This is a genomic window from Pseudomonas sp. GW822-FHT04C11 (genome assembly GCF_058800905.1).
Window position 1 is genome coordinate 410,378 of record NZ_JBXAMS010000001.1, and the last position, 26,512, is coordinate 436,889.

At 60.5% G+C, this 26,512-nt stretch carries 23 protein-coding genes; 9 read left to right on the top strand and 14 right to left on the bottom strand.

The window, feature by feature from the left end:
* Window positions 1-55 precede the first annotated feature (55 nt).
* The 12 genes from purD to gcbA all read right to left on the bottom strand — a co-directional run bounded on the left by purD (window position 56) and on the right by gcbA (window position 15,412).
* On the bottom strand, window positions 56-1,351 hold the full coding sequence (gene purD / locus AC1RJ3_RS01830; protein ID WP_493077163.1) for a phosphoribosylamine--glycine ligase: 1,296 nt from the start codon (window positions 1,349-1,351) through the stop codon (window positions 56-58).
* Window positions 1,352-1,539: 188 nt separating this feature from the next.
* Window positions 1,540-3,147, bottom strand: a complete 1,608-nt coding sequence (purH, locus tag AC1RJ3_RS01835) for a bifunctional phosphoribosylaminoimidazolecarboxamide formyltransferase/IMP cyclohydrolase (protein ID WP_493077165.1) — start codon at window positions 3,145-3,147, stop codon at window positions 1,540-1,542.
* Between the two features lie 82 nt (window positions 3,148-3,229).
* Complete coding sequence (gene fis, locus AC1RJ3_RS01840) at window positions 3,230-3,550, bottom strand: DNA-binding transcriptional regulator Fis (protein ID WP_007921650.1); 321 nt, start codon at window positions 3,548-3,550, stop codon at window positions 3,230-3,232.
* The gene (dusB, locus tag AC1RJ3_RS01845) at window positions 3,547-4,557 is read right to left on the bottom strand and encodes a tRNA dihydrouridine synthase DusB (protein WP_054595437.1); all 1,011 of its coding nucleotides are present in this window, start codon (window positions 4,555-4,557) and stop codon (window positions 3,547-3,549) included. The genes fis and dusB overlap by 4 nt, the downstream gene beginning before the upstream one ends.
* A gap of 197 nt (window positions 4,558-4,754) precedes the next feature.
* Entirely contained in the window at window positions 4,755-6,017 is a 1,263-nt protein-coding gene (locus tag AC1RJ3_RS01850) for a DUF3426 domain-containing protein (protein ID WP_493077168.1), read from the bottom strand.
* Window positions 6,018-6,047: 30 nt separating this feature from the next.
* Entirely contained in the window at window positions 6,048-6,926 is an 879-nt protein-coding gene (prmA, locus tag AC1RJ3_RS01855; protein WP_489111331.1) for a 50S ribosomal protein L11 methyltransferase, read from the bottom strand.
* Between the two features lie 311 nt (window positions 6,927-7,237).
* Complete coding sequence (gene accC / locus AC1RJ3_RS01860) at window positions 7,238-8,599, bottom strand: acetyl-CoA carboxylase biotin carboxylase subunit (RefSeq protein WP_019693757.1); 1,362 nt, start codon at window positions 8,597-8,599, stop codon at window positions 7,238-7,240.
* A gap of 17 nt (window positions 8,600-8,616) precedes the next feature.
* Window positions 8,617-9,081, bottom strand: a complete 465-nt coding sequence (gene accB / locus AC1RJ3_RS01865; RefSeq protein WP_103316957.1) for an acetyl-CoA carboxylase biotin carboxyl carrier protein — start codon at window positions 9,079-9,081, stop codon at window positions 8,617-8,619.
* Window positions 9,082-9,129: 48 nt separating this feature from the next.
* A complete protein-coding gene (gene aroQ / locus AC1RJ3_RS01870) occupies window positions 9,130-9,582 on the bottom strand; it encodes a type II 3-dehydroquinate dehydratase (protein ID WP_019693755.1) in 453 nt (150 codons plus the stop codon).
* Between the two features lie 131 nt (window positions 9,583-9,713).
* Window positions 9,714-11,477, bottom strand: coding sequence for a protein-disulfide reductase DsbD (locus AC1RJ3_RS01875; protein WP_493077171.1), 1,764 nt, complete (start codon window positions 11,475-11,477; stop codon window positions 9,714-9,716).
* 251 nt (window positions 11,478-11,728) lie between these two features.
* Complete coding sequence (locus tag AC1RJ3_RS01880; protein ID WP_493077173.1) at window positions 11,729-13,690, bottom strand: methyl-accepting chemotaxis protein; 1,962 nt, start codon at window positions 13,688-13,690, stop codon at window positions 11,729-11,731.
* Window positions 13,691-13,741: 51 nt separating this feature from the next.
* Window positions 13,742-15,412 (bottom strand): diguanylate cyclase GcbA, encoded by a 1,671-nt coding sequence (gene gcbA, locus AC1RJ3_RS01885; protein WP_054595443.1) that lies wholly within the window; start codon window positions 15,410-15,412, stop codon window positions 13,742-13,744.
* Between the two features lie 291 nt (window positions 15,413-15,703).
* On the opposite strand from gcbA, the gene AC1RJ3_RS01890 reads away from it, so the two are divergent.
* The 6 genes from AC1RJ3_RS01890 (at window position 15,704) to AC1RJ3_RS01915 (ending at window position 22,508) form a co-directional block, all read left to right on the top strand.
* Window positions 15,704-16,771 carry a DUF2333 family protein gene (locus AC1RJ3_RS01890; protein WP_103316950.1) on the top strand — a complete coding sequence of 356 codons (1,068 nt, stop codon included), beginning with the start codon at window positions 15,704-15,706 and terminating at the stop codon, window positions 16,769-16,771.
* A 3-nt stretch (window positions 16,772-16,774) separates the two neighbouring features.
* Window positions 16,775-17,344, top strand: a complete 570-nt coding sequence (locus tag AC1RJ3_RS01895) for an NUDIX hydrolase (RefSeq protein WP_493077176.1) — start codon at window positions 16,775-16,777, stop codon at window positions 17,342-17,344.
* Between the two features lie 262 nt (window positions 17,345-17,606).
* The gene (locus tag AC1RJ3_RS01900; protein ID WP_054595446.1) at window positions 17,607-17,978 is read left to right on the top strand and encodes a translation initiation factor Sui1; all 372 of its coding nucleotides are present in this window, start codon (window positions 17,607-17,609) and stop codon (window positions 17,976-17,978) included.
* A gap of 218 nt (window positions 17,979-18,196) precedes the next feature.
* Complete coding sequence (gene speA / locus AC1RJ3_RS01905) at window positions 18,197-20,110, top strand: arginine decarboxylase (protein WP_054595447.1); 1,914 nt, start codon at window positions 18,197-18,199, stop codon at window positions 20,108-20,110.
* Between the two features lie 233 nt (window positions 20,111-20,343).
* On the top strand, window positions 20,344-21,726 hold the full coding sequence (locus AC1RJ3_RS01910) for a contractile injection system protein, VgrG/Pvc8 family (protein ID WP_493077179.1): 1,383 nt from the start codon (window positions 20,344-20,346) through the stop codon (window positions 21,724-21,726).
* Complete coding sequence (locus AC1RJ3_RS01915) at window positions 21,723-22,508, top strand: DUF4123 domain-containing protein (protein WP_493077181.1); 786 nt, start codon at window positions 21,723-21,725, stop codon at window positions 22,506-22,508. The genes AC1RJ3_RS01910 and AC1RJ3_RS01915 overlap by 4 nt, the downstream gene beginning before the upstream one ends.
* Before the next feature lie 64 nt (window positions 22,509-22,572).
* Here AC1RJ3_RS01915 and AC1RJ3_RS01920 read toward each other — a convergent pair whose 3' ends face one another.
* A complete protein-coding gene (locus AC1RJ3_RS01920) occupies window positions 22,573-23,913 on the bottom strand; it encodes an MATE family efflux transporter (RefSeq protein WP_493077183.1) in 1,341 nt (446 codons plus the stop codon).
* Between the two features lie 293 nt (window positions 23,914-24,206).
* A complete protein-coding gene (locus AC1RJ3_RS01925; RefSeq protein ID WP_054595451.1) occupies window positions 24,207-24,500 on the bottom strand; it encodes a hypothetical protein in 294 nt (97 codons plus the stop codon).
* Window positions 24,501-24,811: 311 nt separating this feature from the next.
* Here AC1RJ3_RS01925 and AC1RJ3_RS01930 point away from each other — a divergent pair, with 311 nt between their 5' ends.
* From AC1RJ3_RS01930 to AC1RJ3_RS01940, 3 genes are read left to right on the top strand one after another with little or no spacing between them, the layout of a single operon-like run.
* Window positions 24,812-25,114: a MazG-like family protein gene (locus AC1RJ3_RS01930; protein ID WP_054595452.1), complete on the top strand. Its 303-nt coding sequence runs from the start codon at window positions 24,812-24,814 to the stop codon at window positions 25,112-25,114.
* Window positions 25,114-25,863: a methyltransferase domain-containing protein gene (locus AC1RJ3_RS01935; protein WP_103316940.1), complete on the top strand. Its 750-nt coding sequence runs from the start codon at window positions 25,114-25,116 to the stop codon at window positions 25,861-25,863. Before AC1RJ3_RS01930 ends, AC1RJ3_RS01935 begins: the two co-directional genes overlap by 1 nt.
* A 24-nt stretch (window positions 25,864-25,887) precedes the next feature.
* A complete protein-coding gene (locus AC1RJ3_RS01940) occupies window positions 25,888-26,496 on the top strand; it encodes a DUF4136 domain-containing protein (RefSeq protein WP_054595454.1) in 609 nt (202 codons plus the stop codon).
* Window positions 26,497-26,512: the final 16 nt, after the last annotated feature.

Sequence of the window (26,512 nt, forward strand, 5' to 3'; positions counted from 1 at the left end):
GGCGCCGGAATAGTACGGCAAGGGCCATAGGCCCCTGCCTAGCCGAATGGATAGCTTATTCCTGATTTTCGCCACGCTCACGGGCAATGGCGCGGTAGCCAATGTCCTTGCGGTAGAAACAGCCTTCCCAGTTGATTTTGGCGGCCAGCTTGTAGGCCTGCTGCTGGGCGGCATCGACGCTTGCGCCCATGGCGGTGGCGCAAAGTACCCGACCACCGGCCGTCACAACATTGCCGTCCTTGAGTGCGGTACCGGCGTGGAAGACTTTACCTTCCAGCGCAGCGGCGGCATCCAGGCCTTCGATCACGGCGCCCTTGGCGTAATCGCCCGGGTAGCCGCCAGCAGCCAGTACGATACCGACGCTTGGACGTGGATCCCACTGAGCTTCGACCTTGTCCAGTGCCTGTGCCAGCGCCGCTTCGACCAGCAATACCAGGCTCGACTGCAGGCGCAGCATTACCGGTTGGGTCTCGGGGTCGCCGAAACGGCAGTTGAACTCGATGACTTTCGGGTTGCCGGCTTTGTCGATCATCAGACCAGCATAGAGGAAGCCGGTGTAGACGTTGCCTTCTTCGGCCATGCCACGCACGGTTGGCCAGATCACCAGGTCCATGACGCGCTGGTGAACTTCGCTGGTGACCACCGGGGCAGGGGAGTAGGCACCCATGCCGCCCGTGTTCGGGCCGGTGTCGGCGTCGCCAACACGTTTGTGGTCCTGGCTGGTGGCCATCGGCAGCACGTTCTTGCCGTCGACCATGACGATGAAGCTGGCTTCTTCGCCATCGAGGAACTCTTCGATGACCACGCGCGAACCGGCGTCGCCAAAAGCGTTGCCGGCGAGCATGTCGCGTACGGCGTCTTCGGCTTCGCTCAGGGTCATGGCGACGATCACGCCTTTACCGGCTGCCAGGCCGTCGGCCTTGATCACGATTGGCGCACCTTTTTCACGCAGATAAGCCAGGGCAGGCTCGATCTCGGTGAAATTCTGGTAGTCGGCCGTCGGGATCTTGTGGCGAGCCAGGAAGTCCTTGGTGAATGCCTTGGAACCTTCCAGCTGGGCGGCGCCAGCGGTTGGGCCGAAGCAGTCCAGGCCGCGTTTGCGGAACAGATCGACTACGCCTGCGACCAGCGGGACTTCCGGACCGACGATGGTCAGGGAGACGTTTTTCTCGGCAAAGTCAGCCAGTTGCTCAAGGGCCAGCACGTCGATAGCGACGTTCTCGCACTTGGCTTCAATGGCAGTGCCGGCGTTGCCCGGGGCAACGAAGACTTTCTGTACGCGCGGATCCTGAGCGACTTTCCAGGCCAGGGCGTGTTCACGGCCACCGCTGCCAATGATCAAAACATTCATTTCAAAAACCTCGGATGACGCTAATTCTGTTTTGGAACCTAAGGCGCTTCACGCCGTAGGAGGTTGCAATGACGTCGGTAGATGCAGGCGGAGCCCACCTTGATGAGCGGAGTTGCCTCTAGGCAATGAGCATCATCGATGTGGGCTCCAACGCAGCAGATGCCGGCGTCAGTGCGACCGTTGTCGTATTAGTGACGGAAGTGGCGCATGCCGGTGAATACCATGGCGATGCCGGCCTCGTCTGCGGCAGCAATCACTTCGTTGTCACGCATCGAGCCGCCTGGTTGAATCACGGCGGTGATGCCAACCTTGGCGGCGTTGTCGATGCCGTCGCGGAACGGGAAGAACGCGTCCGAGGCCATGACCGCGCCCTGCACTTGCAAGCCAGCATGTTCAGCTTTGATGGCAGCGATACGCGCAGAGTTCACTCGGCTCATCTGGCCAGCGCCGACACCGATGGTCTGACGGTTCTTGGCGTAGACGATGGCATTGGATTTGACGTACTTGGCGACTTTCCAGGCGAAGATCAGGTCGTTGATCTCTTGCTCGGTCGGTGCGCGCTTGGTCACAACCTTCAGGTCTTCGCTGCCGATCATGCCGATGTCGCGGCTCTGTACCAGCAAACCGCCATTGACGCGCTTGTAGTCCCAGGCCGGGGCACGATCCGCCGACCATTGGCCGCAGGCCAGCAAGCGAACGTTGGCCTTGGCGGCAACGATGGCGCGGGCTTCATCGCTGACCGACGGGGCGATGATCACTTCGACGAACTGACGCTCGACGATGGCCTTGGCAGTTTCAGCGTCCAGTTCGCGGTTGAACGCGATGATGCCGCCGAAAGCCGATTCGGTGTCGGTGGCGTAAGCCAGTTCGTACGCCTGGCGGATACCGCCTTCAGCGTCCGGGCTCACGGCAACGCCGCACGGGTTGGCGTGCTTGACGATCACGCAGGCCGGTTTGACGAAGCTCTTCACGCATTCCAGCGCAGCGTCGGTGTCGGCCACGTTGTTGTACGACAGTTCTTTGCCTTGCAGTTGGGTCGCGGTAGCGATGCCGACTTCGGCGGGCTTGGCTTCAACGTAGAACGCCGCGCTCTGGTGCGGGTTCTCGCCATAGCGCATTTCCTGAGCCTTGATGAACTGGCTGTTGAAGGTGCGCGGGAACTCGCTGCGACCTTCGGTGGTGAGGGTTTCAGCAGCCTGGTTCACGGTGCCCATGTAGTTGGCGATCATGCCGTCATAGGCCGCGGTGTGTTCGAAGGCCTTGAGCATCAGGTCGAAACGCTGAGCGTAGGTCAGGCCACCGGCCTTGAGGTTTTCCAGCACGCTGGCGTAATCGCTGGCGTTCACCACAATAGCCACGTCTTTGTGGTTCTTGGCCGCGGAGCGGACCATGGTCGGGCCGCCGATATCGATGTTCTCGATGGCGGTCGGCAGGTCGCAACCTGGCTTGTTGATGGTGGCTTCGAACGGGTAGAGGTTAACGGCGACCAGATCGATCGGCTTGATGCCGTGCTCGTTCATGATCGCGTCGTCGATACCGCGACGACCGAGGATCCCGCCGTGGATTTTCGGGTGCAGGGTTTTCACCCGACCGTCCATCATTTCTGCGAAACCGGTGTAATCCGCGACTTCCACAGCGGCTACGCCATTGTCCTGCAGCAGCTTGAACGTCCCGCCGGTGGAGAGGATCTCGACGCCGAGGGCTTCGAGTTCCTTGGCGAATTCGAGGATCCCGGTCTTGTCGGAAACGCTGATCAAGGCGCGGCGGATCGGCAGGCGGGTGGTCTGGTCGGTCATCTCAATTTCCATCAAAAGCAAAGGAAGTCAGCAAAAAAGGCGACCGGTTTTACGCGGGCGCCTTTCTGGTTTGATTGAATGCTTACAGCAAATCGTACTGCTTGAGTTTCTTGCGCAAGGTGCCGCGGTTCAGTCCCAGCAGCTCACTGGCCTTGGTCTGATTGCCCTTGACGTAGTTCATCACGCTTTCGAGCAGGGGAGCCTCGACTTCGGAGAGCACCAGGTTGTACACATCCGTGACGGCAGCGCCTTCAAGGTGGGCGAAATAATTGTGCAGCGCCTTCTCGACACTCCCGCGAAGGGTCTGGCCTTCTTCGCTCGGTGTATTGAGGTGCTGTTTCAAATTTACGTTGTCGCTCACGGGTGCTGTTCCACTCACTAAAGTCTCGGTCATCATCGTCATGCGGCCACCCCTTCTCCGTCCCCTGTCAGGCTCTTGTAGCGCTCGGCGAAAAACTCCCGAACGTTGGCGCATTGTGTTTCCGTACCATCCAAACGATTGAAGTGGGCGCGAAACTCCCTGGCGCCCGGCAGGGTTGCGAGATACCAGCCGACATGCTTGCGGGCGATGCGTACGCCCATGACATCTCCATAGAAAGCATGGAGCGCGGCCAGATGCTCAAGCAGAATACGTTCCACCTCGATCAATTCCGGTGCCGGGAGTTTTTCGCCGGTACGCAGATAATGCTCGATCTCACGAAAAATCCATGGCCGCCCCTGGGCAGCCCGGCCTATCAGCAGGCCATCGGCACCGGTCGCGTCAAGCACGTGCCGGGCCTTCTCGGGCGAGTCGATATCGCCATTGGCGAAGACCGGAATCGACACCGCCTGCTTGATCGCGGCAATGGTGTCGTACTCGGCTTCACCGGTGTACAGATCGGCACGGGTCCGGCCATGCACCGCCAGTGCCGTAATGCCTGCCTGTTCGGCGATCTTCGCCACCGTCAGACCATTCTTGTTCGCACGGTCCCAGCCCGTACGGATCTTCAGCGTGACCGGCACATCAACCGCCGCCACGACGGCGTGCAGGATCTCGGTCACCAACTCTTCATCTTTCAGTAACGCGGAGCCGGCGGCCTTGTTGCAGACCTTCTTGGCCGGACATCCCATGTTGATATCAATAATCTGGGCGCCCAACTCGACGTTGGCGCGTGCTGCCTCCGCCAGCATCTGTGCATCGCCACCGGCGATCTGTACCGAGCGTGGCTCGGGATCGCCTTCGTGGACCATACGCAGACGCGATTTGCGGGTGTTCCACAAACTCATGTCGCTGGTGACCATTTCCGAGACTACAAGCCCTGCGCCCAGTCGTTTGCACAGCTGACGAAAGGGCTGGTCGGTGACTCCCGCCATCGGGGCGAGAATCAAGCCGTTGTGCAATGTATATGGGCCGATGCGTACCGCCGACATAGGACTTCCCTGTTGTGGGGTCGGATCATGAGAGTTCGAAAAAGGGTTGGCATGATACCCGCTCTCGATGACTGGATAAAGGCTGAATTGGATAAAATCTGAACAGTTATTCTGTTATTGCCATCAGTTTGGTTCGAGGCGCCGGGAGTCGGAAAATTGCCGTCAACGGCGCGAGACTCGGCGCCGAGTGAAGCGATTCACTCGGGCGAGTGGAAGCTCAGGCTGTAGTTCACGGCTTTTGGGCCGGGATCGAGGATGTCCAGGGCAATATGGATCGGTGTTTGCGGTGGCATTTCTGCGAGGTCCGCGAGGTCGCCATTGAGGTACTCGCCCGGTTTGAAGCGGCGGCTGGCGATCAGATGGCCATTGAGGTCGGCAAAGCGCAGTTCCAGCAATGGGAACGGCTGCGAGAACGACGCGCGGTTGTAGATGATCGCGTCGACTATCAGCGCGCCGTTGAAGTCCGGGTGGCTACGCACCACCAGATTGCTGCTTTTGATTTTCGCGATGTCGACTTTGGACGGCACGCTGCAGCCAATCTGCGGGCACAGTTGCTGGAACCAGGGGCGGTATTGATCCTGACGGGCCAGTTCGTCGAAGTGATAGGCGATGTACTGGCCGGCAAGGGCTGCTGCGCCCAGCAGGACCATCAGGCTCCAAAAGAGCCGGCGACCCCAGGGTGAGCGGCGTTTTTGCCAGTCGAGTTGCAGCGGGTCGTCGATCAGGTCCTGCAGCACCTCGTCATGCATGGCTGGTTCGTTGCGCGTGCGCTTCTTGCGTACGGGCTCGGCTTCAGGGGGGGCGTCGTCGAGGTCGTCATCGGTCGCGGACAGGCGTTCGTGTTTCGCTGCGGGCTCTGGCGTTTCGAATGGCTGGTCCAGACGCAGCTGCGGTGCCTCCGGCTCATCGTCCAGGTCGACCAGTTCGAGCGACAGCGAGGGTTCGGTGCGCGAGGGTTTTTCCGGCTCGTCGGCGATGTCCGCCGATCGATGGTTCTCGGTTGGTGTGTGCGTGTGTTCGCTGGCCAGCGCGCGTTCGGCGGCGGAATCGCTGAACAGGCTGTCGGACCAAGGCTCTTCACCTTCGGGCGTATCCCGGCGGGCGCTCAGCGAGTCTTCCTTGTGCTTGCGCTCATGATGGCCGAACTCTTTGGTCGGCTGGATTTCCCGTTGTTCGAGCTTGGCGAGTTCTTCGTCAAGGTCGAGGCTGTCCAGATCCAGTTCGGCGGCTGTCCACTGCTTCTGGCTGATGGCCCGTTGCGTGGGCGGCTCAACCGGTGGCGGGGTCGTGAGGGCGATAGCTTCCTTGCCCATGCGTTGCTCGAGCAACTGCCGTGCAGCATTGAACACTTGCAGGCAAGAGCCGCAGCGAACCACTCCGCGGGCGACGCTCAATTGGGCGTGGCTGACGCGGAAACTGGTCTGGCAATGCGGGCACTGGGTGACGAAGCTATCGGTCATGCGGCTATCCGGAGTATGCAGGCGCTCATTTTAGCGCCGACGGCCGGTGATGCGCACCCAGCCATCGCGATTGGCAATCGGGTCCAGCTCAAAGTCCTTGGCATAAGCCTCTGCGACTTCCGCGCCTTGCTCGGCGAGGATGCCCGACAGTGCCAGGCGACCGCCGGGCTTGACCAGGCTGGAAAGTTGCGGGGCCAGGGAAACCAGTGGTCCGGCGAGAATGTTGGCGACCAGTACGTCGGCCTGCACTTGCGGCAAATCTTGAGGCAGGTACAGCGGGAACAGCGCTGGGTCGATGTTGTTGCGCCCGGCGTTGTCGCGGGAGGCTTCCAGTGCCTGCACGTCGATGTCGGTGCCGACGGCTTCCTTGGCGCCCAGCAGCAGGGCAGCGATCGCGAGGATCCCCGAGCCGCAGCCGAAGTCCAGTACGTGGCAGTCCTTCAGGTCCTGGCCGTCGAGCCATTCCAGGCACAAGGCGGTGGTCGGGTGGGTCCCGGTGCCGAACGCCAGGCCCGGATCGAGCAGCAGGTTGACCGCATCAGGCTCAGGCGCAGCGTGCCAGCTCGGGACGATCCACAGGCGCTGGCCGAAGCGCATTGGCTGGAAGTTGTCCATCCAGCTGCGCTCCCAGTCCTGGTCTTCAATGACTTCGCTGTGATGCTCGGGCAGCGGGCTGCCGGTCAGCAGCTCAAGGTGAGCCAGCACGTTGGCGGCTTCGGTGCCACCTTCGAACAGGGCCAGCAGATGGGTGTGCGACCACAGTGGGGTGGTGTTCAGTTCCGGCTCGAAGATCGGCTGATCTTCGGCGTCCATGAAGGTCACCGAGACGGCGCCGACTTCAAGGAAGGCGTCTTCGTAGGTTTCGGCTTGTTCTGGGCTGATGGCGAGACGGACTTGCAGCCAAGGCATGGCGGGCACCTTTGAAAAATGTAATGTGCAGCCTGGCGGGCTGCGAGAAGCGCGTAAGTTTACGCGAGAGCGGCGCAGAAGACGACCGGCTTGCCAGGGATATACCTGTGGCGAGGGAGCTTGCTCCCGCTGGAGCGCGAAGCGGTCCAAAAATGGGCGCCTCGGTTTTACCTGGGACACAACTGTTGGATGGTTTGCGGCTGCTTCGCAACCGAGCGGGAGCAAGCTCCCTCGCCACAAGGGTTCTGCATTCAGTAATCCCGGATACAACAAAGCCGCTCGAAAGCGGCTTTGTTGGTCTGGATCAAGCTTTAGTGTTGTGCAGCCAGCTTGTGTTCCAGGTAGTGGATGTTGACTCCACCTTTGCAGAAGCCTTCATCGCGGGTCAGGTCGCGGTGCAGCGGGATGTTGGTCTTGATCCCGTCGACCACGATTTCGTCCAGCGCATTGCGCATGCGCGCCATGGCTTCTTCACGGGTTGCCCCGTAAGTGATCAGTTTGCCGATCAACGAATCGTAGTTCGGCGGAACGGCGTAGCCGCTGTACAGGTGCGAATCAACCCGCACACCGTTGCCGCCCGGGGCATGGAAATGCTTGACCGTGCCTGGGCTTGGCATGAAGGTTTTCGGGTCTTCGGCGTTGATCCGGCATTCCAGCGCGTGACCGCGGATGACCACGTCATCCTGGGTGAACGACAGTGGGTTGCCGGCGGCGATGCTGAGCATCTCCTTGACGATGTCGATGCCGGTGACCATTTCCGAAACCGGGTGCTCTACCTGGACACGAGTGTTCATCTCGATGAAGTAGAAGCTGCCGTTCTCGTACAGGAACTCGAAAGTCCCGGCGCCACGGTAACCGATGTCGATGCACGCCTTGACGCAGCGAGCGAAGACTTCCTGGCGAGCCTTCTCGTCGATGCCCGGTGCCGGTGCTTCTTCGAGAACCTTCTGGTGACGACGTTGCAGCGAGCAATCGCGGTCACCCAGATGGATAGCGTGGCCCTGGCCATCGGAAAGTACCTGAACTTCCACGTGACGTGGGTTGGTCAGGAATTTTTCCAGATAGACCATCGGGTTGCCGAACGCCGCGCCAGCTTCGGAGCGGGTCAGTTTTGCCGAGGAGATCAGGTCTTCTTCTTTGTGCACAACGCGCATGCCGCGACCACCACCGCCGCCAGCGGCTTTGATGATCACCGGGTAACCGACTTCGCGACCAATGCGCAGAGCGGTTTCTTCGTCTTCCGGCAGCGGGCCGTCGGAACCTGGAACGGTTGGTACGCCGGCAGCGATCATGGCGTGCTTGGCCGAAACCTTGTCGCCCATCAGGCGGATGGTTTCAGCTTTCGGGCCGATGAAGGCGAAGCCGGAGTTTTCTACCTGTTCGGCAAAGTCGGCGTTTTCCGCGAGGAAACCGTAGCCTGGGTGAATGGCGGTGGCGCCGGTCACTTCAGCAGCGGCGATGATCGCCGGGATGTGCAGGTAAGAGTGCGCGGCCGATGCCGGACCGATGCACACCGATTCGTCTGCCAGGCCCAGGTGCATCAGCTCCTTGTCGGCCTTGGAGTAAACGGCGACGGTCTTGATGCCCATCTCTTTGCAGGCACGCAGGATCCGCAGGGCGATTTCACCGCGGTTGGCGATCAGAACTTTTTCCAACTTCGCAGGTTTCAACATCGTTGGCTCTCCGCGGTTCAAACGATGGTGAACAGCGGTTGGTCGTACTCAACCGGCTGGCCGTCTTCGACGAGGATGGATTCGATCACACCGCTGCTTTCAGCTTCGATGTGGTTCATCATCTTCATGGCTTCGACGATGCACAGGGTGTCGCCTTTCTTCACGCTCTGGCCAACTTCAACGAAGGACGGCGAGGACGGCGAAGATTTGCGATAGAACGTGCCCACCATTGGCGAACGGGCAACGTTGCCGTTCAGCGCTGGCGCAGCGGGAGCAGCTGGTGCAGCGGCAGCAGCAGGCGCGGCAGCAGCGACAGGTGCCGGAGCCGGAGCGTGCATTGGCGCAGGAGCGTAGTACTGCTGAGCCGGGGTTTTGCTGTGGCGGCTGATACGTACGGACTCTTCGCCTTCCTTGATCTCGAGCTCGTCGATGCCGGACTCTTCCAGCAGTTCGATCAGTTTCTTAACTTTACGGATATCCATGAATCATCAACTCCCAAGGGTCGGTCAGGGGCGTTTAACGCTTGTTGTTCAAGCCGTTGCCTGTCTTTCAAGCTGTTCTAGTGCGGCCTCCAGGGCCAGTCGATAACCGCTGGCGCCAAGGCCGCAGATCACTCCCACCGCAACGTCGGAGAAGTAAGAGTGATGGCGGAAAGGTTCGCGTTTGTGCACGTTAGACAAATGCACTTCGATGAATGGGATGCTCACCGCCAGCAGCGCGTCACGTAATGCGACACTTGTATGCGTAAAAGCTGCTGGATTGATCAAAATGAAGTCCACACCCTCGCCGCGAGCGGCGTGAATGCGGTCGATCAATTCATACTCGGCGTTGCTTTGCAGGTAGAGCAAATGGTGGCCGGCATTGCGCGCGCGTTGTTCCAGGTCCTGATTGATCTCGGCCAGGGTCACAGCCCCGTAGACGCCCGGTTCGCGGGTGCCGAGCAGGTTCAGGTTGGGTCCGTGCAAAACCAGTAGGGTCGCCATCGGCTGTTCCTTGTTATCTGTGTGCAGTTATCAGAACCCGGCGACTATGCCGCAAAGCGTTTGTGACTGTCCAGTTCTCTGCAATAGGCAGCACAATGACCGATGATTGCGCGATTTATGTGACCAACTGATTAAATCTGGTCATTCGCTTTAGCGACACGTTCGGCGAAGCCCCTGGCGTTGATCTCGCCAATCACCCGCACATCGCCACGTTCCTTGCCATCCTTGCCGAAAAACATCAGCGCCGGTGGTCCGAACAGCTTGTAACGATCGAGCAAGGCGCGTTGTTCAGCGTTGCTGGCGGTGATGTCGAAGCGAACCAGTCGATAACCTTTAAGGCGTTCAACGACGTTGCTGTCGTTAAGCACCTCGTGCTCGATGACTTTGCAGCTGATGCACCAGTCGGCGTACCAGTCGAGCAGCAGCGGGGTGTTGGTGGATTTTGCTTCAGCGAGCACGCGATCGAGTTCCGCCGGGGTGCTGATGGTTTGCCATTCACTCGGGTTTTGCGCTTGAGCGCTGCCAGGAACATTGATGACTTTTGGCTGGCTGATCGGATTGAGCGGATCGGCCTGGCCGCTGAAGGCGCCGTACCAACACGCCAACCCATAAAACACCAGGAGTATCCCGAGCAATTGACCGAGGCGTTTTCGCGGCGGTTTATAGCCAAGCTCCAGCGCCCCGAGAAACAAGCCGACCCCGACCGCCAGCAGACCGATCAGTAGCAAGGTGATGGGCCCCGGCAATACCCGGCTCAGCAAACCGATTGCCAACCCCAGCAACAACACGCCAATCGCATTTTTCACGTAGATCAGCCATGGGCCGCTTTTCGGCAGCCAGGCCGCGCCGCCAGTGGCGACCAGCAACAATGGCGCGCCCATCCCCAGGCCCAGAACGAACAGCTTCAGCGCGCCGCCCAGCGCATCGCCGCTGGCGCTTATATACAGCAGTGCTCCGGCCAACGGTGCAGATACACACGGCGAGACCAACAGGCTCGACACCACGCCGAGCACGGCCGCGCCCCACAGCGATCCCCCTTCGGTGCGGCCGGCAATGCGGTCCAGGCGGCTGCTGATCGCGTGGGGTAGTTTCAGTTCGAACACCCCGAACATCGCTAAGGCAAACACCGCGAAGAACAAGGCAAACGGCGCCAACACCCACGCCGATTGCAGGCGTGCCTGAAGGTTGAGTTGGGCGCCGAACAGCCCCATCAGCGCGCCGAGCACGGCGAAACAGGCGGCCATTGGCAAGACGTAGGCCAGCGACAGATTAAAACCGCGCAGTCCGCCGACCTGACCGCGCAACACCACACCGGAGAGAATCGGCAGCATCGGTAGCACACAAGGGGTAAACGTCAGGCCAAGGCCCGCCAGGAAGAACAGCGCCAGTTCGCGCCAGCTCCAGCCTGCGGCACTGGCTGGAGGGGTAATGGCTGCACCGTCGATTTTCAGGCGTTCGGTTTCCGGTGGATAACACAGGCCTTTATCGGCGCAGCCCTGGTAGGTGACGGCCAACGTGAAAGCCCGCTGATCGGCGCTGCTGCGTGGCAGGTCGACGTCGAGAATGCCGTGGTAGACCTCGACATCGCCGAAGTATTCGTCGTGCTTTTTTTCGCCTGAAGGCAGTTGCGCAGCGCCCAGGCCAATGTCGGCGGGCTCGCTGTGAAACTGGAAGCGATGCCGGTAGAGGTAGTAACCCTCGGTAGCGACGAAGCGCAGCTTGATCGATTGCGGTGTGCTTTCCACCAGGCTCAGTTGAAAGGCTTCGCGCACGGGCAGGAAGTCGGCGCTGTTATTGATCGAGCCCAGGGTCGAACTGGGGCGACTGTCCAAGAGGCCGGCGGCATTCACCGGCAGGACCAGCACTAACAGCATCAGGCAGAGCAGACGGCGCATGACAATCTCGCGTATCGAAAGTGGGAGCATGATAGCGGACGGAGCCGATGACTGCCGAGTCAGGGGTTTCGATGATTCATTGTGGCGAGGGAGCTTGCTCCCGCCGGCCGGTCCGCGCTCGGGCGCAGCAGTCGCAAAGCCATAGAGCAAGGTATGCCTGAAACAACCGAGTGGCAGGTTTCAGGGTTGCTGCGCAACCCAGCGGGAGCAAGCTCCCTCGCCACAGAGATCAGCGTCGCTCAGAGTTGGTGTCAGACGCGGAAGGCCTGAACGGCGGTATGCAATTGCCCACCCAGCACCAGCAGGTTCTCGCCCTGACTGCGGCCTTCACCGATACGCACCAGGTTATCCCCACCCAACTGATGAATTCGCTCGCTGTGATCGCGGATTTCACTGACGGCGCCACTTTGTTGCGCCGTTACATCGGCGATGCGCACCGCGGTGTCGGCAATGGTCTGGATCGCCCCGACGATTTTATCCAGTGCGCCGTCAGCGGCTTGTGCCTGGCTGGCGGTGGCTTCTGCGTGCTCGACCTGGGCACGCATGCCTTCTACCGATTGTCTTGCGGCCTGTTGCAGGCCGGCAATTAACGTCTGGATTTCTGCGGTAGCGCCGGCGGTGCGTTGCGCCAGCGAGCGAACCTCCTCGGCGACCACCGCAAAACCGCGGCCCATTTCCCCGGCGCGGGCGGCTTCAATCGCCGCGTTCAGGGCGAGGAGGTTGGTCTGATCGGCAATCGAGCGAATCACCGTCAGTACGCCGCCGATGGTGGCCGACTCTTCGGCCAGATGCTCGATCATTTGTGCGTTGCCCTGGACTTCGCCGACCAGCGCGTGCAGTCCGGTCAGGCTCAAGCCAATGACCTTTTGCCCGTGCTCGACCGCCAGACCGGCGTGACGGCTGGCGTCGGCAGCCTGGCTGGCATCGCCGGCGACTTGCTGAATGGTCGCTTCCAGCTCACCAAGCGAGTCGCGGATCAGCGCAGTGTCGCCGGCCTGATGTTCGGCACCGCTGTGCAAGTCGCTGCTCAGTTCGGCCAATACCCGGCTGCTGCCGGCAACCTGTTCGGCGTTCAGCCGGATTGTCCCGACCAGATCCACCAGATAAGCGCGCAGGCGATTCAGCGATTCTTGAATATCGTGCAGTTCACGGTTGGTTGCGCCGAGCTGGATGTCCCGACTGAAGTCGCCTTCAGCCCAGGTCGACAGCGCTGGCGCCAGATTGGTCAGCACACGGGCGAGGCGTCGTTGCAAGGTGTCGATGAGCAGCGCGATTAGCAGGATCAGGCCGATCATTACGCCCTGCATGAGCCGCACTTCACCCTGGATTTGCCCATGCTGCGCGCGCACGGTCGGTTCCAGCCCGGCGATGGCCTGCTGCACGGCGGCAATTTTCAGGTGGGTAGCGGCGCTGAGGTCGGCGCGTTTCTGAATCTGTTCGCGGGTCCGGGTGAGTTCGGCGGGATAGCGACCGAGCAGGCTGGCAAGTTCGCGTTTGAAGCCGGTGCCGACATCTTCGGCGGCGGTTTTTTCAGTGTTCTCCAGGCCCATCATCGCCGAGAAATCGTCGGTATTCGATTCTTTGCTGGCGGTCACGCCAAGCAGCGGCAGTGCTTCGATCAGCTCGGCCTGAGCGCGGATGCTGCTGACTTCACGCTCAACATCGGCCGCCAGTTCGCTGCGGCCACTGCTGACCAGTTTGTCTCGGGCCAGCGAGAGTTTACCGACATGCTGCGAGGCAACGAGCAGCGGTGGAAGATAGGCGGCAGCGGCAGGCGTATTGGCGCTGGTGGCGTATTGGCTGAGTTGCTCCAGGCTGGCGCCCAGTTCGCGCTCGGCCTGGAGCAGCAAGGCTTGCGGATCACCCGCCAGTTTGCCGGCGGCCAACAGGTCGGTCTTGCTGAAGTCATCGAGGCTGGCAAGGCTCGGCCGCACGCTGTCAGCCAAGCCGGCCGGCAGTTCGTCGAGTTCTTTTTGCAGGGTTTCGATGGCCTGGCTGGCGCTGCTCAGGCGCAAGGCATCGCCGCTGGCCAGGTAATCCTCGACGTTACGCGCCACTTGATTTTGAAAGTGCTGCGACAGGCCCAGGTAACGCTCCATCAACAGATAAGGACGCTCCAGGGCTTTTTGCGACCACCAGAGTGTGGCGCCGAGTGCGAGGCACACCGCGACTAGAAGCAGGGTATTGAGATTAGTCAGCAACTTCAGGCGCATCGCGGTTCTACCAACGACGAATGGTAAGTGCCTGAAGTTATTGCGTTTGTGTTACAGGGTTATGACCGAATCAGTGGATTCAGGTGAAAAAGTGGCACTTTGATTCGACGACCGCGCCGCTTGAACGCGATTGCGTCCGGCGTCCTTGGCGCGGTACAGCGCCTCGTCTGCCTGGCTGGCCATCATCAGGCTGTCGCACTCTTCATGCAGGTCCACCACGCCGGCACTGAAGGTGCACCAGAGGTCTTGCGGCTGGGCCGGGTAGTGGATCTCGGCAAAGCGCTGACGGATTTCATCGAGCACTTTATAGGCCGATTCGATATCGGTGTCGGGCATCACGATGGCGAACTCTTCACCGCCATACCGGCCGATGAAGTCGGTCTTGCGCAGGCGTTGCTTGAGAAACAGTGCCAGGCTCTTGATCACCCGGTCGCCCATGGGGTGGCCGTGGCTGTCGTTGACCCGCTTGAAATGGTCAATGTCGAGCATCGCAAAACTCAATGGCTTGTTCTCGCGGCGGGCGCGGAAGCTGCAGTCTTCGAGCAATTGCAGAATATGGGTGTGGTTATAGAGGCCGGTCAGGCTGTCACGGACCATCCGCGCCTTGAGGTTGCGCGCCCGGGCTGCTCGGTTGCGTACGGTGGTGATCAGGTGACGCGGCTTGATCGGCTTGGTCAGGAAGTCGTCGCCGCCTTCGCTCATGGCGTCGAGCTGCTTGTCCAGGTCGTCTTCGGCCGACAAGTAGATGATCGGCACGCTGACGTAACGGTCATTGTGCCGGATCACCTTGGCCAGTTCGGTGCCGGTGCAGGCCGGCATGTACATGTCGAGGATGATCAGGTCCGGCTGGAAATCCGCCAGCTCGGCCATCGCCTGAATCGGCTCGATCAAGGTCCGGGTGACGATCCCGGCGCTGTTGAGCAGGCGCTCGGTGTGCAGGGCCTGGGCACGGGAGTCGTCGATGATCAGCACTTTATAAGGTTCGTACTGGGCGACGCAGGTCAGCACTTCGATCTTTTCCAGCAGGCTCGACGCTTCGAGGGTGCCGGTCAGAAACTCCTGGCCGCCGGCGCGTACGGCCGCGAGGCGGGTCGGGGTGTCGGTTTCCAGCAGGCTGAAAAACAGCAGCGGCAGTTTCTGTTCCAGGCCTTCCTGAGCTTCGGCTGCCAATTGCAGGCCCATGCCGGGGCCGCTGAAGTCGACGTCCATGACAATCGCTGCCGGCAACCGCTCGACCATCGAGGAGCGAAACGCCGCCACGCTGTCCAGCGATTGCGCGCTGAGACCGAAAAACTCGAGTTGCTTGGCCAGTCGCTCGGCGCGGTCGTGATCTTGCAGCATCACGTAGATCGGCTTGCGCAGTGGCGGTAAAAAGGTTTGTTCGAGCTGGTCGCCATGCCGCAGGCCAGTGCGCGACAGGCGCTGCATCAGACGATTGAGGTCGGTGATCAGCCCGCTGCTCAGGCGTCCGCGATTGGCGTCGACGGCTGCAAGCGACTGGCTGATGCTGTGCGCCAGGTGGGTGTGTTCGGGTTGTTCGAAACGTTCGGCGAAACGCAGCAGCCGCAGGTTCGCTTCACTCAGCTCTGCGAGGTCGGCGCCTGACCATTCACAGCGTTGCAGGCGCTGCCATATCTCAAGAATCTGACGTGCTTGATGAATTACCCGCTGGGCAAAGTGGTGCTTGAGGCGCTCACGGCTGGGGTCTTCTGGCTCGGTCATATCCTGACTACTAGTTAGGGTGCATGCTGAGGTCGACTGGTGGCTCTATGCTAGCACCTCTTTCCGATGCCATGAGTGTCGTACATCAATAAACTGTAAAGCGACGTTATTCAGTTCCTGACCGACTGGTCGCATAGGATCAACGCTGTGCTTCATTTATAGTGGCTGCTCGATTCGCGGCCACTGTGCGATCCACGGTCTGCCGGGCAGATTTAATCTGCTCGCGACAAAGCACGATGGAGTAGGGTTGTGGTCGAACCGACGAACTCAAGTGATTGAAAGGATATCGCCATGCTGGACTGGAAGAACCGCACAGGCAGCGCGCCTGAACGTGCCGCCGAACCCAAGTCGGCAACCCGCAGCTATTTAGGTGGCCTGCTGTTCAGCCGCGCATTGGCCACCTTGATCGGCCTGTATTTGCTGGTGGTCCTCGCCGTGGGCTGGTACTGGAGCCATGAACCTGCGCTGTTCCCGGTTCAGCAGAACGCACAACTGGCCGCCGAGAAGGAAGGCAAGCAGATGGTCATCGGCTACACCACGGTCGAAACCCTCAAGACCGTCGCCGGTACCTTGCTGCACAAGCCGGGTGGCTATATTTCCAACGACCGTTTTCCACCAGGCGTGTGGCTGGACGACATGCCGAACTGGGAATACGGGGTACTGGTGCAGGTACGCGATCTGACTCGCGCCTTGCGTAAAGATTTTGCCCGTTCGCAATCGCAATCGGCTGAAGACGCCGATCTGGCCAAGGCCGAGCCGCGTTTCAACTTCGATAACAAGAGCTGGATGCTGCCGTCCAGCGAGTCGGAGTACCAGGAAGGCATCAACTCCCTGAGCCGCTACCAGGCTCGCCTGTCCGATCCAACGCAAAAAAATGCGCAGTTCTATGCGCGTGCCGACAACCTGAACAACTGGCTGGGTGATGTCGCGACCCGCTTGGGTTCGCTGTCGCAACGGCTGTCGGCCAGTGTTGGCCGGGTCAAGCTGAACACCGCGCTGAAAACCGAAACCCTGGCACCGGGTCAGGTGCCGCAGGTGGATGAAGAGCGGGTGGAAACCCCTTGGCTGCAGATCGACGACGTATTCTATGAAGCGCGTGGTCAGGCCTGGGCACTGTCGCATTTGCTGCGCGCCATTGAAGTCGACTTCGCCGATGTGTTGGCGAAGAAGAACGCCACGGTCAGCGTGCGCCAGATCATTCGTGAGCTGGAGGCCTCCCAGGAAACAGTCTGGAGCCCGATGATCCTCAACGGCAGCGGTTTCGGGATTTTGGCCAACCACTCGCTGGTCATGGCCAACTACATCTCGCGGGCCAACGCGGCAGTTATCGATTTGCGTCAATTGCTCAATCAGGGCTGAGTCATGGCAGATAACCTGAATGAGGCTGCGCACCGCGCGGCCTCGGACGCCGAACAGATCGCCTGGGTCGACGAGCAGGACAACCTGCTCGGTTCGCTGGTGCGCTCGGACTTGCGCGAGCGCGGGCTGATCGGGCGCGGCACTTACATCATGCTGTTCAACTCGGCCGGTGAACTGTGCGTGCATCAGCGCACGTTCAGCAAAGCCATCTATCCGGGATTCTGGGATGTGGCGGCGGGCGGCATGGTATTGGCGACCGAAACCTACGCCGAATCGGCGGCCCGTGAACTGGAAGAAGAGTTGGGCGTCAGCGGGGTCGAGCTGACCGCCCATGATCATTTTTTCTTTGAGGACACCGGCAACCGCTTGTGGTGTTCGGCGTTTTCGGCAGTCTGGGACGGACCATTGATCCTGCAGCTGGAAGAAGTGCTTCAGGCCCGCTTTATTCCCATCGAACAGGTGATGCAGGAAATCACGCAGAAGCCTTACTGCCCGGACTCTCTGGCGGCGTTGAAGCGCTATCTGCGCGCGCGCGGGGGTGACGCTCTGAAGGGCGTCGCAAAAGATCTATAAAATGGCGCCGATTGGCTCTTAGCAAGTGCGCTTTTTGCCGTTACACTGCGCGACCTTTGTAGGAGCAGAGCTTGCTCGCGAAGAACGTAATGGCTCCGCGTACTGTCTGACGGCACGCGTTATCGTTGACATCCTTCGCGATCAAGCTTTGCCCCAGGGCTAATTAGCCCATAGCGCTGCCCCTGCCTGAGTGGGGCTTCGCGGTCGATAGCACTTGCCAAAGTTGCTGCGACCAGTCTTTGTCCTCCCAAGAGGATTGCCGGTGGCCAAAAAAGCCGCATCCTTCGCCGCCCTTGGTGGCCTGGTATTTTCCACCGACGCAGGTCGACATTGCCCGGACTGTAGCCAGCCGGTGGCAGCCTGCATCTGCAAACAAACCGTTATCCCGGCCGGCGACGGCATCGCGCGCGTGCGCCGCGAAAGCAAGGGCCGGGGCGGCAAGACGGTGACCACGATCAGCGGCGTGCCGCTGGCTGAAGACGCGCTCAAGGAGCTTGCCACGACGTTGAAGAAACGTTGCGGCACCGGTGGTGCGTTGAAGGACGGGATCATCGAGATCCAGGGTGATCATGTCGAGCTACTCTTGGCCGAGCTGATCAAACACGGTTTCAAAGCGAAGAAATCCGGCGGCTAGCAGCCTCTGTGAAAACCACCCCGACTTGATGCAGTCCTGATCGATTCAGGTTGAACGTCGTCTCCATGGTTTTCACAGAGCCTGTTCTGACCGGTTTCTAAACTCAGCGCTGCAAGTGTGGTCTATCCCGCTTGCAGGCTAATCGTCATTTTTTCACTTTAGACTGCGTCAGCCCTCAACCCGGGTGGCGCTCTTTGACTTCTTTATAGGGGACTTCGATGTCCGTACGACGCACACGCAAAGACGATGGCAGCCAATGGACAGTTGCGGACAGCCGCAGTGTTTACGGGATTCGCCATTGGGGGGCCGGGTATTTCGCGATCAGTGACGCCGGTCGCGTAGAAGTTCGTCCGAACGGCCCGAGCAGCGCACCTATCGATCTGTTCGAACAAGTCGCACAGCTGCGCAAAAGCGGCCTGTCCTTGCCACTGCTGGTGCGCTTCCCGGACATCCTGCAGGACCGTGTCCGTCAGCTGACCGGCGCCTTCGACGCGAATATCGAGCGTCTGGAATACCAGAGCAAGTACACCGCGCTGTACCCGATTAAGGTTAACCAGCAGGAAGCGGTGATCGAGAACATCATCGCCACCCAGAACGTCTCCATCGGCCTGGAAGCCGGTTCCAAGCCGGAACTGCTGGCCGTGCTGGCCCTGGCGCCAAAGGGCGGCACCATCGTCTGCAACGGTTACAAGGACCGTGAGTTCATCCGCCTGGCACTGATGGGCCAGAAGCTGGGCCACAACGTGTTCATCGTGATCGAGAAAGAATCCGAAGTCGGCCTGGTGATCGAAGAGGCCGCCTCGCTGAAGGTCAAGCCTCAAGTCGGCCTGCGGGTTCGCCTGTCGTCCCTGGCATCGAGCAAATGGGCTGACACTGGCGGCGAAAAATCCAAGTTCGGGCTGTCTGCTGCCCAGTTGCTGTCGGTAGTCGAGCGCTTCCGTGCGGCCGGTCTGGATCAGGGCATTCGTTTGCTGCACTTCCACATGGGCTCGCAGATCGCCAACCTGGCGGACTACCAGCACGGCTTCAAGGAAGCGATCCGTTACTACGGCGAATTGCGCAACCTTGGCCTGCCGGTGGATCACATCGACGTGGGGGGTGGCCTGGGCGTCGACTACGACGGTACCCACTCGCGCAACGCCAGCTCGATCAACTACGACATGGACGATTACGCCGGTGTCGTGGTCGGCATGCTCAAGGAATTCTGCGACGCGCAGAGCCTGCCGCATCCGAACATCTTCTCCGAGAGTGGTCGTTCGCTGACCGCTCACCACGCCATGCTGGTGGTGCAGGTCACCGACGTCGAGAAACACAACGACGACGTGCCGATGATCGAGAACAAGGAAGAGCTGCCGGAAACCGTGCAATGGCTGGTCGACCTGCTCGGCCCGACCGATATCGAGATGGTCACCGAAACCTACTGGCGCGCGACTCACTACATGAGCGACGTGGCCACCCAGTACGCCGATGGCAAGCTGACCCTGGCCGAAAAAGCCCTGGCCGAGCAATGCTACTTCGCTGTCTGCCGTCGCCTGCACAACTCGTTGAAAGCCCGTCAGCGCTCGCACCGTCAGGTGCTCGACGAACTCAACGACAAGCTGGCCGACAAATACATCTGCAACTTCTCGGTATTCCAGAGCCTACCGGACACCTGGGCGATCGGCCAGGTCCTGCCGATCCTGCCGCTGCACCGTCTTGATGAAGAGCCGATGCGCCGTGCCGTGCTGCAAGACCTGACCTGTGACTCCGACGGCAAGATCAAGCAATACGTCGACGAGCAGAGCATCGAAACCAGCCTGCCGGTACACGGGCTCAATGATGGCGAAGACTACCTGCTGGGGATTTTCCTGGTGGGCGCTTACCAGGAAATTCTCGGTGACATGCACAACCTGTTCGGTGACACCGACTCGGTAAACATCTACCAGAATGCCGACGGCAGCGTTTACCACGCCGGTATCGAAACCCACGACACCATCGAAGACATGCTGCGTTACGTGCACTTGTCGCCGGAAGAGCTGATGACGCACTACCGCGACAAAGTGGCCAGCGCTCGAATCAGTGCCACCGAGCGCACCCAGTACCTCGATGCCTTGCGCCTGGGTCTGACTCGTTCGTCTTACCTGTCTTCTTGAGGTAGCGAACCGCTGTGACCAGGTTGTCGGAAAATACTCCGCATAGTGCGGAGTTTTCCGAGGACCTGGTACGGCATTTCTTTATTTTTGTAGCGATTTGCCGTGCCCACGCACTTTCAACGCTGTGTGGTCTTCATTTCGCGTAGGCCATTTCCTAAGTTGTACTTCGGCACTCTACTCGGCCATGTCTCTCAGCGAGAATCCCCGGCCGTCCCTCCTGTAGAGAAACGCCGATGTTCGATCCCGTCAACGAGCCGTCATTTCGTCTGGAGATAGCGGGTCAGCCCCAACCCTTTGTCGTTGTCGCCTTTACCGGCTGCGAGTCCATCAGCCAACCCTTTGCTTTCCAGCTGGATCTGCAGTTCGATGAGCCGCGGCTGGACATGGCGAGCCTGATGTTTCGCTCGGCATACCTGGGGTTTGGAGGCGCGGGCACCGGTATCCACGGACAGATTCATGACCTTGCCCCGCTTCATGACGACGCGGTGCCGGCGCTCTGGCGTCTGTGCCTCGGGCCGAAGCTGGCCTGCCTGGCGCAACGCTGCAACCAGCGAATTTTCAGCGGCCTGTCAGTCCCGCAGATTCTGGTGCAGGTACTGAAAGAACACGGTATAGACGAAAAAAACTGTCGATTCGAACTCCGGAACGACTACCCCGTGCGGGAATTTTGCACCCAGTACCGTGAGTCGGACTTGGCGTTTCTTCAGCGCCTGTGTGAGCAAGAGCGGATTCACTACCATTTTCAGCACCGCAAGCACGGTCATTACCTGATCTTTGCCGACACTCGGCGCAGTTCGTCTCCAGGTGCCGGCACACCCTTTGATAGCCAAGGCACGGTACCCGCAGTCAGGCGTTTCACGGTTCATGCTTATGCCGAAGGGGCGCATCACGATGGATTGCCGAAACCTGTCGCAGCAGGCGAAACGGACCTGCCGAACCTGCGTAGCGGCATGCTGATGGCGTTGTCGGGCCATCCGTTTGCTGACTGGAATCACCTGTGGTTGCTGACCCGGGTCGAGCATTCGGGCAGTCAGGCGCAGTTGCCGTACTACCGCAACCGCATTGATGCGATTCCCTGGGAGGCGCCGTTCGTAGCGTTTCGTCCAAGCGAGAAGCCTCGGATGAACAGCCTGCAACGTGGCTGGGTGGTCAATGTCGACGAACCTCGCAGCGACGCGGCCCAACGCATCGCCGTGCAGTTCGATTGGCTTTATCAGGGCGAGGGTGCACGGCCCAGCCATTGTTGGCTGCCGGTCTCGCCCCAGCTGTCTGCAGAGTCGGTTGCCGGTTTGACGGCGGGGGTTGAGGTCTGTGTGAGCTTTATCGAGGGCGACCCGGACCAGCCATTGATCACCGGCATATTTCGGGGGGCGCCGTTGCATGTCGACGGCGTGTTGCCTGTCGAAACCTCCCCGCCTTCAATGGCCGGGGAGGTGCTCCCGGCACGGGAGGAATTGCCGCCCGATGATCGCCATGACTTGTTGGCAATGGTTCAGGGCAGTCAGCCCTTGGTGTTGCTGTGTTTGATACCCGGCGGGGGGAGTTTCATGCATTGCCGGCAAGCGATCTGCACCTGCCGCACAGTGGCAGGGCTTGGCCAAAGTGGTGCGGCATGATCGCTGCCCAGTCGGCTCAATGGCTTTTGCTGGATGTACCAGGTTCGCCGCAGGCAGGGTGGAGCCTGCAGCAACGGTTTGCCGACGTACCGTGTTATGCGTTGTTCGAGAACACCGACCTGCATGGGTTGCGCGACCAGGGGCCGCAGTTGATCGAACTGTCGGCGCAATCGCCGCTGATGCAATGTTGCCACGACGAGCCGGCGGACTGGCCGGGGTTGCTGCTGGTCAGCTCTGCATCCCCGGAGCAATTGCTCGGGCACCTTCGACGTATGCTCACGGTCACGTTCGGGCTTCATTACAAAGGCTTGCTCAGCTACTACAACCCCTTTATCGCCAGTTACTTTTTTGATGCCAGTGATGCCCGCGAGTTGAGCCGCTGGCTGGGGCCGATCGATAAACTGTACTGGCACGGTGGAACCTGGGAGGACCGGGCGATCGGCAGTCTGGGTTGGTTGCATTTGGTCAATCCGCGATTGGCCGTCAGTGAACTGGCCATCGAAGACAGCCTCAGCCTTCGCCAGCAGAACAAGTTGCAAACCTGTCTGCTGGAGCGCCATGCGTGGTACTGGAGTCGCTCGACGGGCCACGACTTTGGCACGATCTGGTCTTTTGTGCAGGAAGGACTCGAACACGGCTTCAGCGAGCAGGCAGTGCTCGATGGCTGGCTGCGATTACGTTTGCAATACCCGTCAGCCACACCCGAAGCACACCTGCCGGGGCGCACTCAGCAAGAGCGACTCGACAGCTTGCGCAACCGCTGGCAGAGGCATCGTTCCTGAATTCGTAAATTACGATGAAAAACTGCACTCGTGGCAGCTGCCGAGAGTTGGAGCAGCACGATGTTCAGACGGTGAACCAGCCATCGTTCTTGCGCAGGTTCCAGGCGAATGCCCCAAGCATCAGGCTGCGCAGCACCATGAACAGCAGGAAGGTCAGCCACAGTCCGTGGTTGCCGAACCCTTGCAGTGCCCAGGCAAACGGCAGCAACAGCAGCACCGTCAGCAGCATGCCGTTGCGCATTTCCCGGGCACGGGTGGCGCCAATGAACAGGCCGTCGAGCAAGTAGCTCCAGACGGCGATCAGTGGCAGTGCGGCGAGGTACGGCAAGTAGACGAACGCAGTGTCGCGCACGCTCTGGATGTTGGTCTGCATCTCTATGAACAAATGCCCGGCGCAGAAGAACAGCAGCGCAAAACCCAGACTGGCAATCAATGACCAGCCGCAGGCAACCACCAGGGACCGACGCAAAGCCTGACGGTCATGGGCACCGATGGCATGGCCGCACAGAGCCTCCACTGCGTGGGCCAGGCCATCCAGAGCATGGGCGGTCAACAGCAAACCATTCAGCAATAATGCATTGGCCGCCACCGTCGCATCGCCGAGTCGTGCGCCTTGCACGGTCACCATGAAGAACACCGATTGCAGCGCCAGACTGCGAATGAAAATGTCCCGGTTGACCGCCAGCAGCGGCCGCCAGCTCTGCCACAGCGCCAGTGCCGCCCAGGCGATATGCCCAGGGTAGGCGCGCAGGGCGTTACGGGTCATGGCCAGACCGAGCAGGGCGCCGGTCCATTCGGCGATCACTGAAGCACGGGCCGCCCCGACAACGCCCCATTGCAGACCCAGGACGAACCACAGGTTCAGCGCGATGTTCACCAGGTTGGTGGTCAGCAGAATCGCCAGCGGTGCGCGGGCGTTCTGGGTGCCGAGGAACCAGCCGACCAGCGCATAACTGGCCAGCGCCGCCGGTAAGCCAAACAACCGGGTGTGGAAAAATTCGCGGGTCAGTTGATCGAGCTCGGCAGAGGGCTGCATGAAGTGCAACGCCACGCCACTGAGCGGTACGCCCAGCATCCCGAGCAGCAGCGCCAGCCCCATCGCCAATAGCAAGCCTTGCAGCAGGATCTGCCGCAGCGCCGCGCCGTCACCGCGCCCGGCTGCCTGCGCTGCAAACCCGGTCGAGCCCATGCGCAGAAACCCCATGGCCCAGGCCAGAAAGGTGTACAGGCTGGCGCCCACCGCGACCGCGCCGAGCTGATGTGCGTGGGGCAGGTGGCCGACCACCGTGCTGTCGACCAGCGCCACCAGCGGCACGGAAATGTTCGAAAGAATCATCGGCGCGGCAAGTGCCCAGACGCGGCGATGGGTCGCACGATCGCGCCAGTCGTTAATCAACGTAGACATTCAGGCTCCTTTCGAGAGCGGGCATTGTAGCGGCAGATCCAAGCGTCAGTGGTCTTGTGAAAGCGGGCTTTTTGTGAGGAGGGAGCTTGCTCAGATGCCGGTAAGTCAAGGGATTTCGGGCTCGGCACCTCACCTGTAGCAGTTGCCGAAGGCTGCGTTCGGCGGCGAAGCCGTCGTGAATGGCATACCAAGGTCCCTCTGGATGACCGCGTCGTCAGCTTGGCGAGTGCTTCGCCCTCGAACGCAGCCTTCGGCAGCTGCTACAGGTTGTGCGTGAGTGAGCGAGGTGTTGTTCAGTGAACCACCCAGCTCAACACCCACAACCCCAGCACCAGCCAGATAATCCCTGCGATGATCGATGCACGCATGAACGCGCGGACCGCCGAGTACAGCAGCATCAAGCCGATGATCAGCACGAGTATGCTGATGATCGAGGGCTCCATGCCCAGTGCTCGTGACAGCCCGTCGACAAAATTGCCGCTGGCGTGAGTCAAGGCACTGAACAACCCACTGAGCGTATCGACGATGAACCGGATGACCGAACCCAGCGCCTGGCCAAGCCATTCGAAAAAGCTATCTACCTGCATGTGTACGTCCTGATGAAAGAGTGGGTGCCGGCGCTGAGCGCTTTGGCCATTGTCAGGGCTGGCGAGCGCCCTTGAAGCATAGAGGTTTGGTGGTTTGAATTGGCGAATAGTAACTGAACGTCTGCACCCACTGGGCAAGCTTCTGCGTTCTGTACTGGCTAGAGTCAGAATCGGGCTTTTAGTCCCACCCACCCCCTCAAGTCTAAATACACAGGCGGGTTTACTCGCGAACTGTCACGAAACGACAGCAGTGTTCGGTGCTTGCCTTCATCCGCCATCCGCCCGAAGCTATACGCCTTCAGGAGAGCCCGATGAACCTTGTTGAACTGACCGAACGCCTGCACTGCATCCGTGACCGCAACGACTGGCGGCAATTTCACAGCCCGAAGAACCTGGCCATGGCCGCCAGTGTCGAAATGGCTGAGCTGGTGGAAATTTTCCAATGGTTGAGCGAAGACCAGTCGCGGCAGTTGCCGGCGGACAAACTGGCGCATGCCGGTCAGGAAGTCGGCGATATCGTGCTTTATCTACTGCTGCTGTGCAGCGAGCTGGGGTTGGACATGGAACAGGTAGTACGCAGCAAGCTGGCTGACAGCGAACGGCGGTTCAGCTGATGAGCGACCGTCATTTCGATCAGTTGGCGACCCGTTTCGCCGAAAAAATCTACGGCGGTGCCAAAGGCGCAATCCGTCTGGCGGTGCTTCAGGCCGACCTGGCCGAAACCCTGCCGGATCGCCCGTTGCGGGTGCTGGATATCGGCGCAGGCCTTGGGCACATGTCGTTGTGGCTGGCCCAGCGCGGGCACCAGGTGACCCTGGCCGAGCCTGCCGAACCGATGCTCGAAGGCGCCCGTCAGCGCTTCGCCGAGGCCGGGCAAGCGGCGACGTTTATCCAGGCGCCGTGGCAAGAGCTGCTCGGTCAACTCACCGAACCTTACGACCTGGTGCTGTGCCACGCGGTGCTGGAGTGGCTGGCCGAACCCCACGCGATTCTGCCGGTGCTGCATCAACTGACGACCAAAGACGGCTGGCTGTCGCTGGCGTTCTATAACCGCGATGCGCTGATTTACCGCAACTTGCTCAAGGGCCATTTCCGCAAGATGCGCAAGAACGACATGGCCGGCGAGAAGCAGAGCCTGACCCCGCAGATGCCTCTGGATCCGCGCGAACTGGCGACGCAACTGGAAGGTTTGTGGCAGGTCGAAACCCAGAGCGGAGTGCGGGTTTTTCATGACTACATGCCGGTAGAGTTTCAGGCCCGAGCCGAACTGATCGACTTGCTGGAAATGGAACTGGCCCACCGTCGTCACCCGAGTTTTGCCGGACTGGGGCGTTACCTGCACTGGATCTGTCGCCCGGTCTGAACCGTGGTTTCTGTGGAGAGCATCATGAAACGCCGTTTGGGATTGATCATGCTGTGTCTGGGGCTCGGTGCCTGCCAGGGCAGCAATCCGTATGTCGCCAGCTCCAACCCGCTGCCGCCGGCCCCACCGCACGCTGCCAACACCTTTGATCGCAGCGCCTATCCAGCGGCGCCGCGTGATTACAGCCGTTACCAAAGCTGGGCCTGGCTCAATGGCCGGTTGCCCAACGGTTCGGTCTTGGCCGACTCGGCGCAGATTGCCGAAGCGGTCAGCAATGCGCTGGATCAACGGGGTTTGCGTCCGCTGCACGACAATCGTCCGGCGGACCTGTGGGTCAGCGCCGACCTGCATCAGGAAACCCGCCTGAAGCAGGTCCAGGAGGATTACGGTTATGGCGGCTACGGCGGTTATAACCGTTATGGCAATGGCTACGGGATGTACAACACGGTGCCGATCGTTCGTACCTATCAGGTGCAAGTGCTGGTGATCCGGGTGGATTTGTTCGACGCCAGCACCGGGCAACCGGTCTGGAGTGCCAGCGCTGAAGCGGGCCTTCAGGGCAACGAAATAGAACGTGGCGATGCGTTACGAACAGCTGTGGAAAAGGCGGTAGCGGCGTATCCTCCTAGTTAGGTTCCCTGCCTGGACC

Bases quoted from the DNA above. Each gene is read 5' to 3' on its own strand.
- purD (WP_493077163.1), bottom strand. From the start codon at position 1,351: ATGAATGTTTTGATCATTGGCAGCGGTGGCCGTGAACACGCCCTGGCC.
- aroQ (WP_019693755.1), bottom strand. From the start codon at position 9,582: ATGGCGACCCTACTGGTTTTGCACGGACCCAACCTGAACCTGCTCGGC.
- AC1RJ3_RS01850 (WP_493077168.1), bottom strand. From the start codon at position 6,017: ATGACCGATAGCTTCGTCACCCAGTGCCCGCATTGCCAGACCAGTTTC.
- AC1RJ3_RS01940 (WP_054595454.1), top strand. From the start codon at position 25,888: ATGAAACGCCGTTTGGGATTGATCATGCTGTGTCTGGGGCTCGGTGCC.
- AC1RJ3_RS01935 (WP_103316940.1), top strand. From the start codon at position 25,114: ATGAGCGACCGTCATTTCGATCAGTTGGCGACCCGTTTCGCCGAAAAA.
- speA (WP_054595447.1), top strand. From the start codon at position 18,197: ATGTCCGTACGACGCACACGCAAAGACGATGGCAGCCAATGGACAGTT.
- AC1RJ3_RS01915 (WP_493077181.1), top strand. From the start codon at position 21,723: ATGATCGCTGCCCAGTCGGCTCAATGGCTTTTGCTGGATGTACCAGGT.
- AC1RJ3_RS01930 (WP_054595452.1), top strand. From the start codon at position 24,812: ATGAACCTTGTTGAACTGACCGAACGCCTGCACTGCATCCGTGACCGC.
- AC1RJ3_RS01890 (WP_103316950.1), top strand. From the start codon at position 15,704: ATGCTGGACTGGAAGAACCGCACAGGCAGCGCGCCTGAACGTGCCGCC.
- AC1RJ3_RS01895 (WP_493077176.1), top strand. From the start codon at position 16,775: ATGGCAGATAACCTGAATGAGGCTGCGCACCGCGCGGCCTCGGACGCC.
- dusB (WP_054595437.1), bottom strand. From the start codon at position 4,557: ATGTCGGCGGTACGCATCGGCCCATATACATTGCACAACGGCTTGATT.
- AC1RJ3_RS01920 (WP_493077183.1), bottom strand. From the start codon at position 23,913: ATGTCTACGTTGATTAACGACTGGCGCGATCGTGCGACCCATCGCCGC.
- AC1RJ3_RS01880 (WP_493077173.1), bottom strand. From the start codon at position 13,690: ATGCGCCTGAAGTTGCTGACTAATCTCAATACCCTGCTTCTAGTCGCG.
- gcbA (WP_054595443.1), bottom strand. From the start codon at position 15,412: ATGACCGAGCCAGAAGACCCCAGCCGTGAGCGCCTCAAGCACCACTTT.
- AC1RJ3_RS01910 (WP_493077179.1), top strand. From the start codon at position 20,344: ATGTTCGATCCCGTCAACGAGCCGTCATTTCGTCTGGAGATAGCGGGT.
- fis (WP_007921650.1), bottom strand. From the start codon at position 3,550: ATGACGATGATGACCGAGACTTTAGTGAGTGGAACAGCACCCGTGAGC.
- purH (WP_493077165.1), bottom strand. From the start codon at position 3,147: ATGACCGACCAGACCACCCGCCTGCCGATCCGCCGCGCCTTGATCAGC.
- AC1RJ3_RS01925 (WP_054595451.1), bottom strand. From the start codon at position 24,500: ATGCAGGTAGATAGCTTTTTCGAATGGCTTGGCCAGGCGCTGGGTTCG.
- prmA (WP_489111331.1), bottom strand. From the start codon at position 6,926: ATGCCTTGGCTGCAAGTCCGTCTCGCCATCAGCCCAGAACAAGCCGAA.
- AC1RJ3_RS01875 (WP_493077171.1), bottom strand. From the start codon at position 11,477: ATGCGCCGTCTGCTCTGCCTGATGCTGTTAGTGCTGGTCCTGCCGGTG.
- accB (WP_103316957.1), bottom strand. From the start codon at position 9,081: ATGGATATCCGTAAAGTTAAGAAACTGATCGAACTGCTGGAAGAGTCC.
- accC (WP_019693757.1), bottom strand. From the start codon at position 8,599: ATGTTGAAACCTGCGAAGTTGGAAAAAGTTCTGATCGCCAACCGCGGT.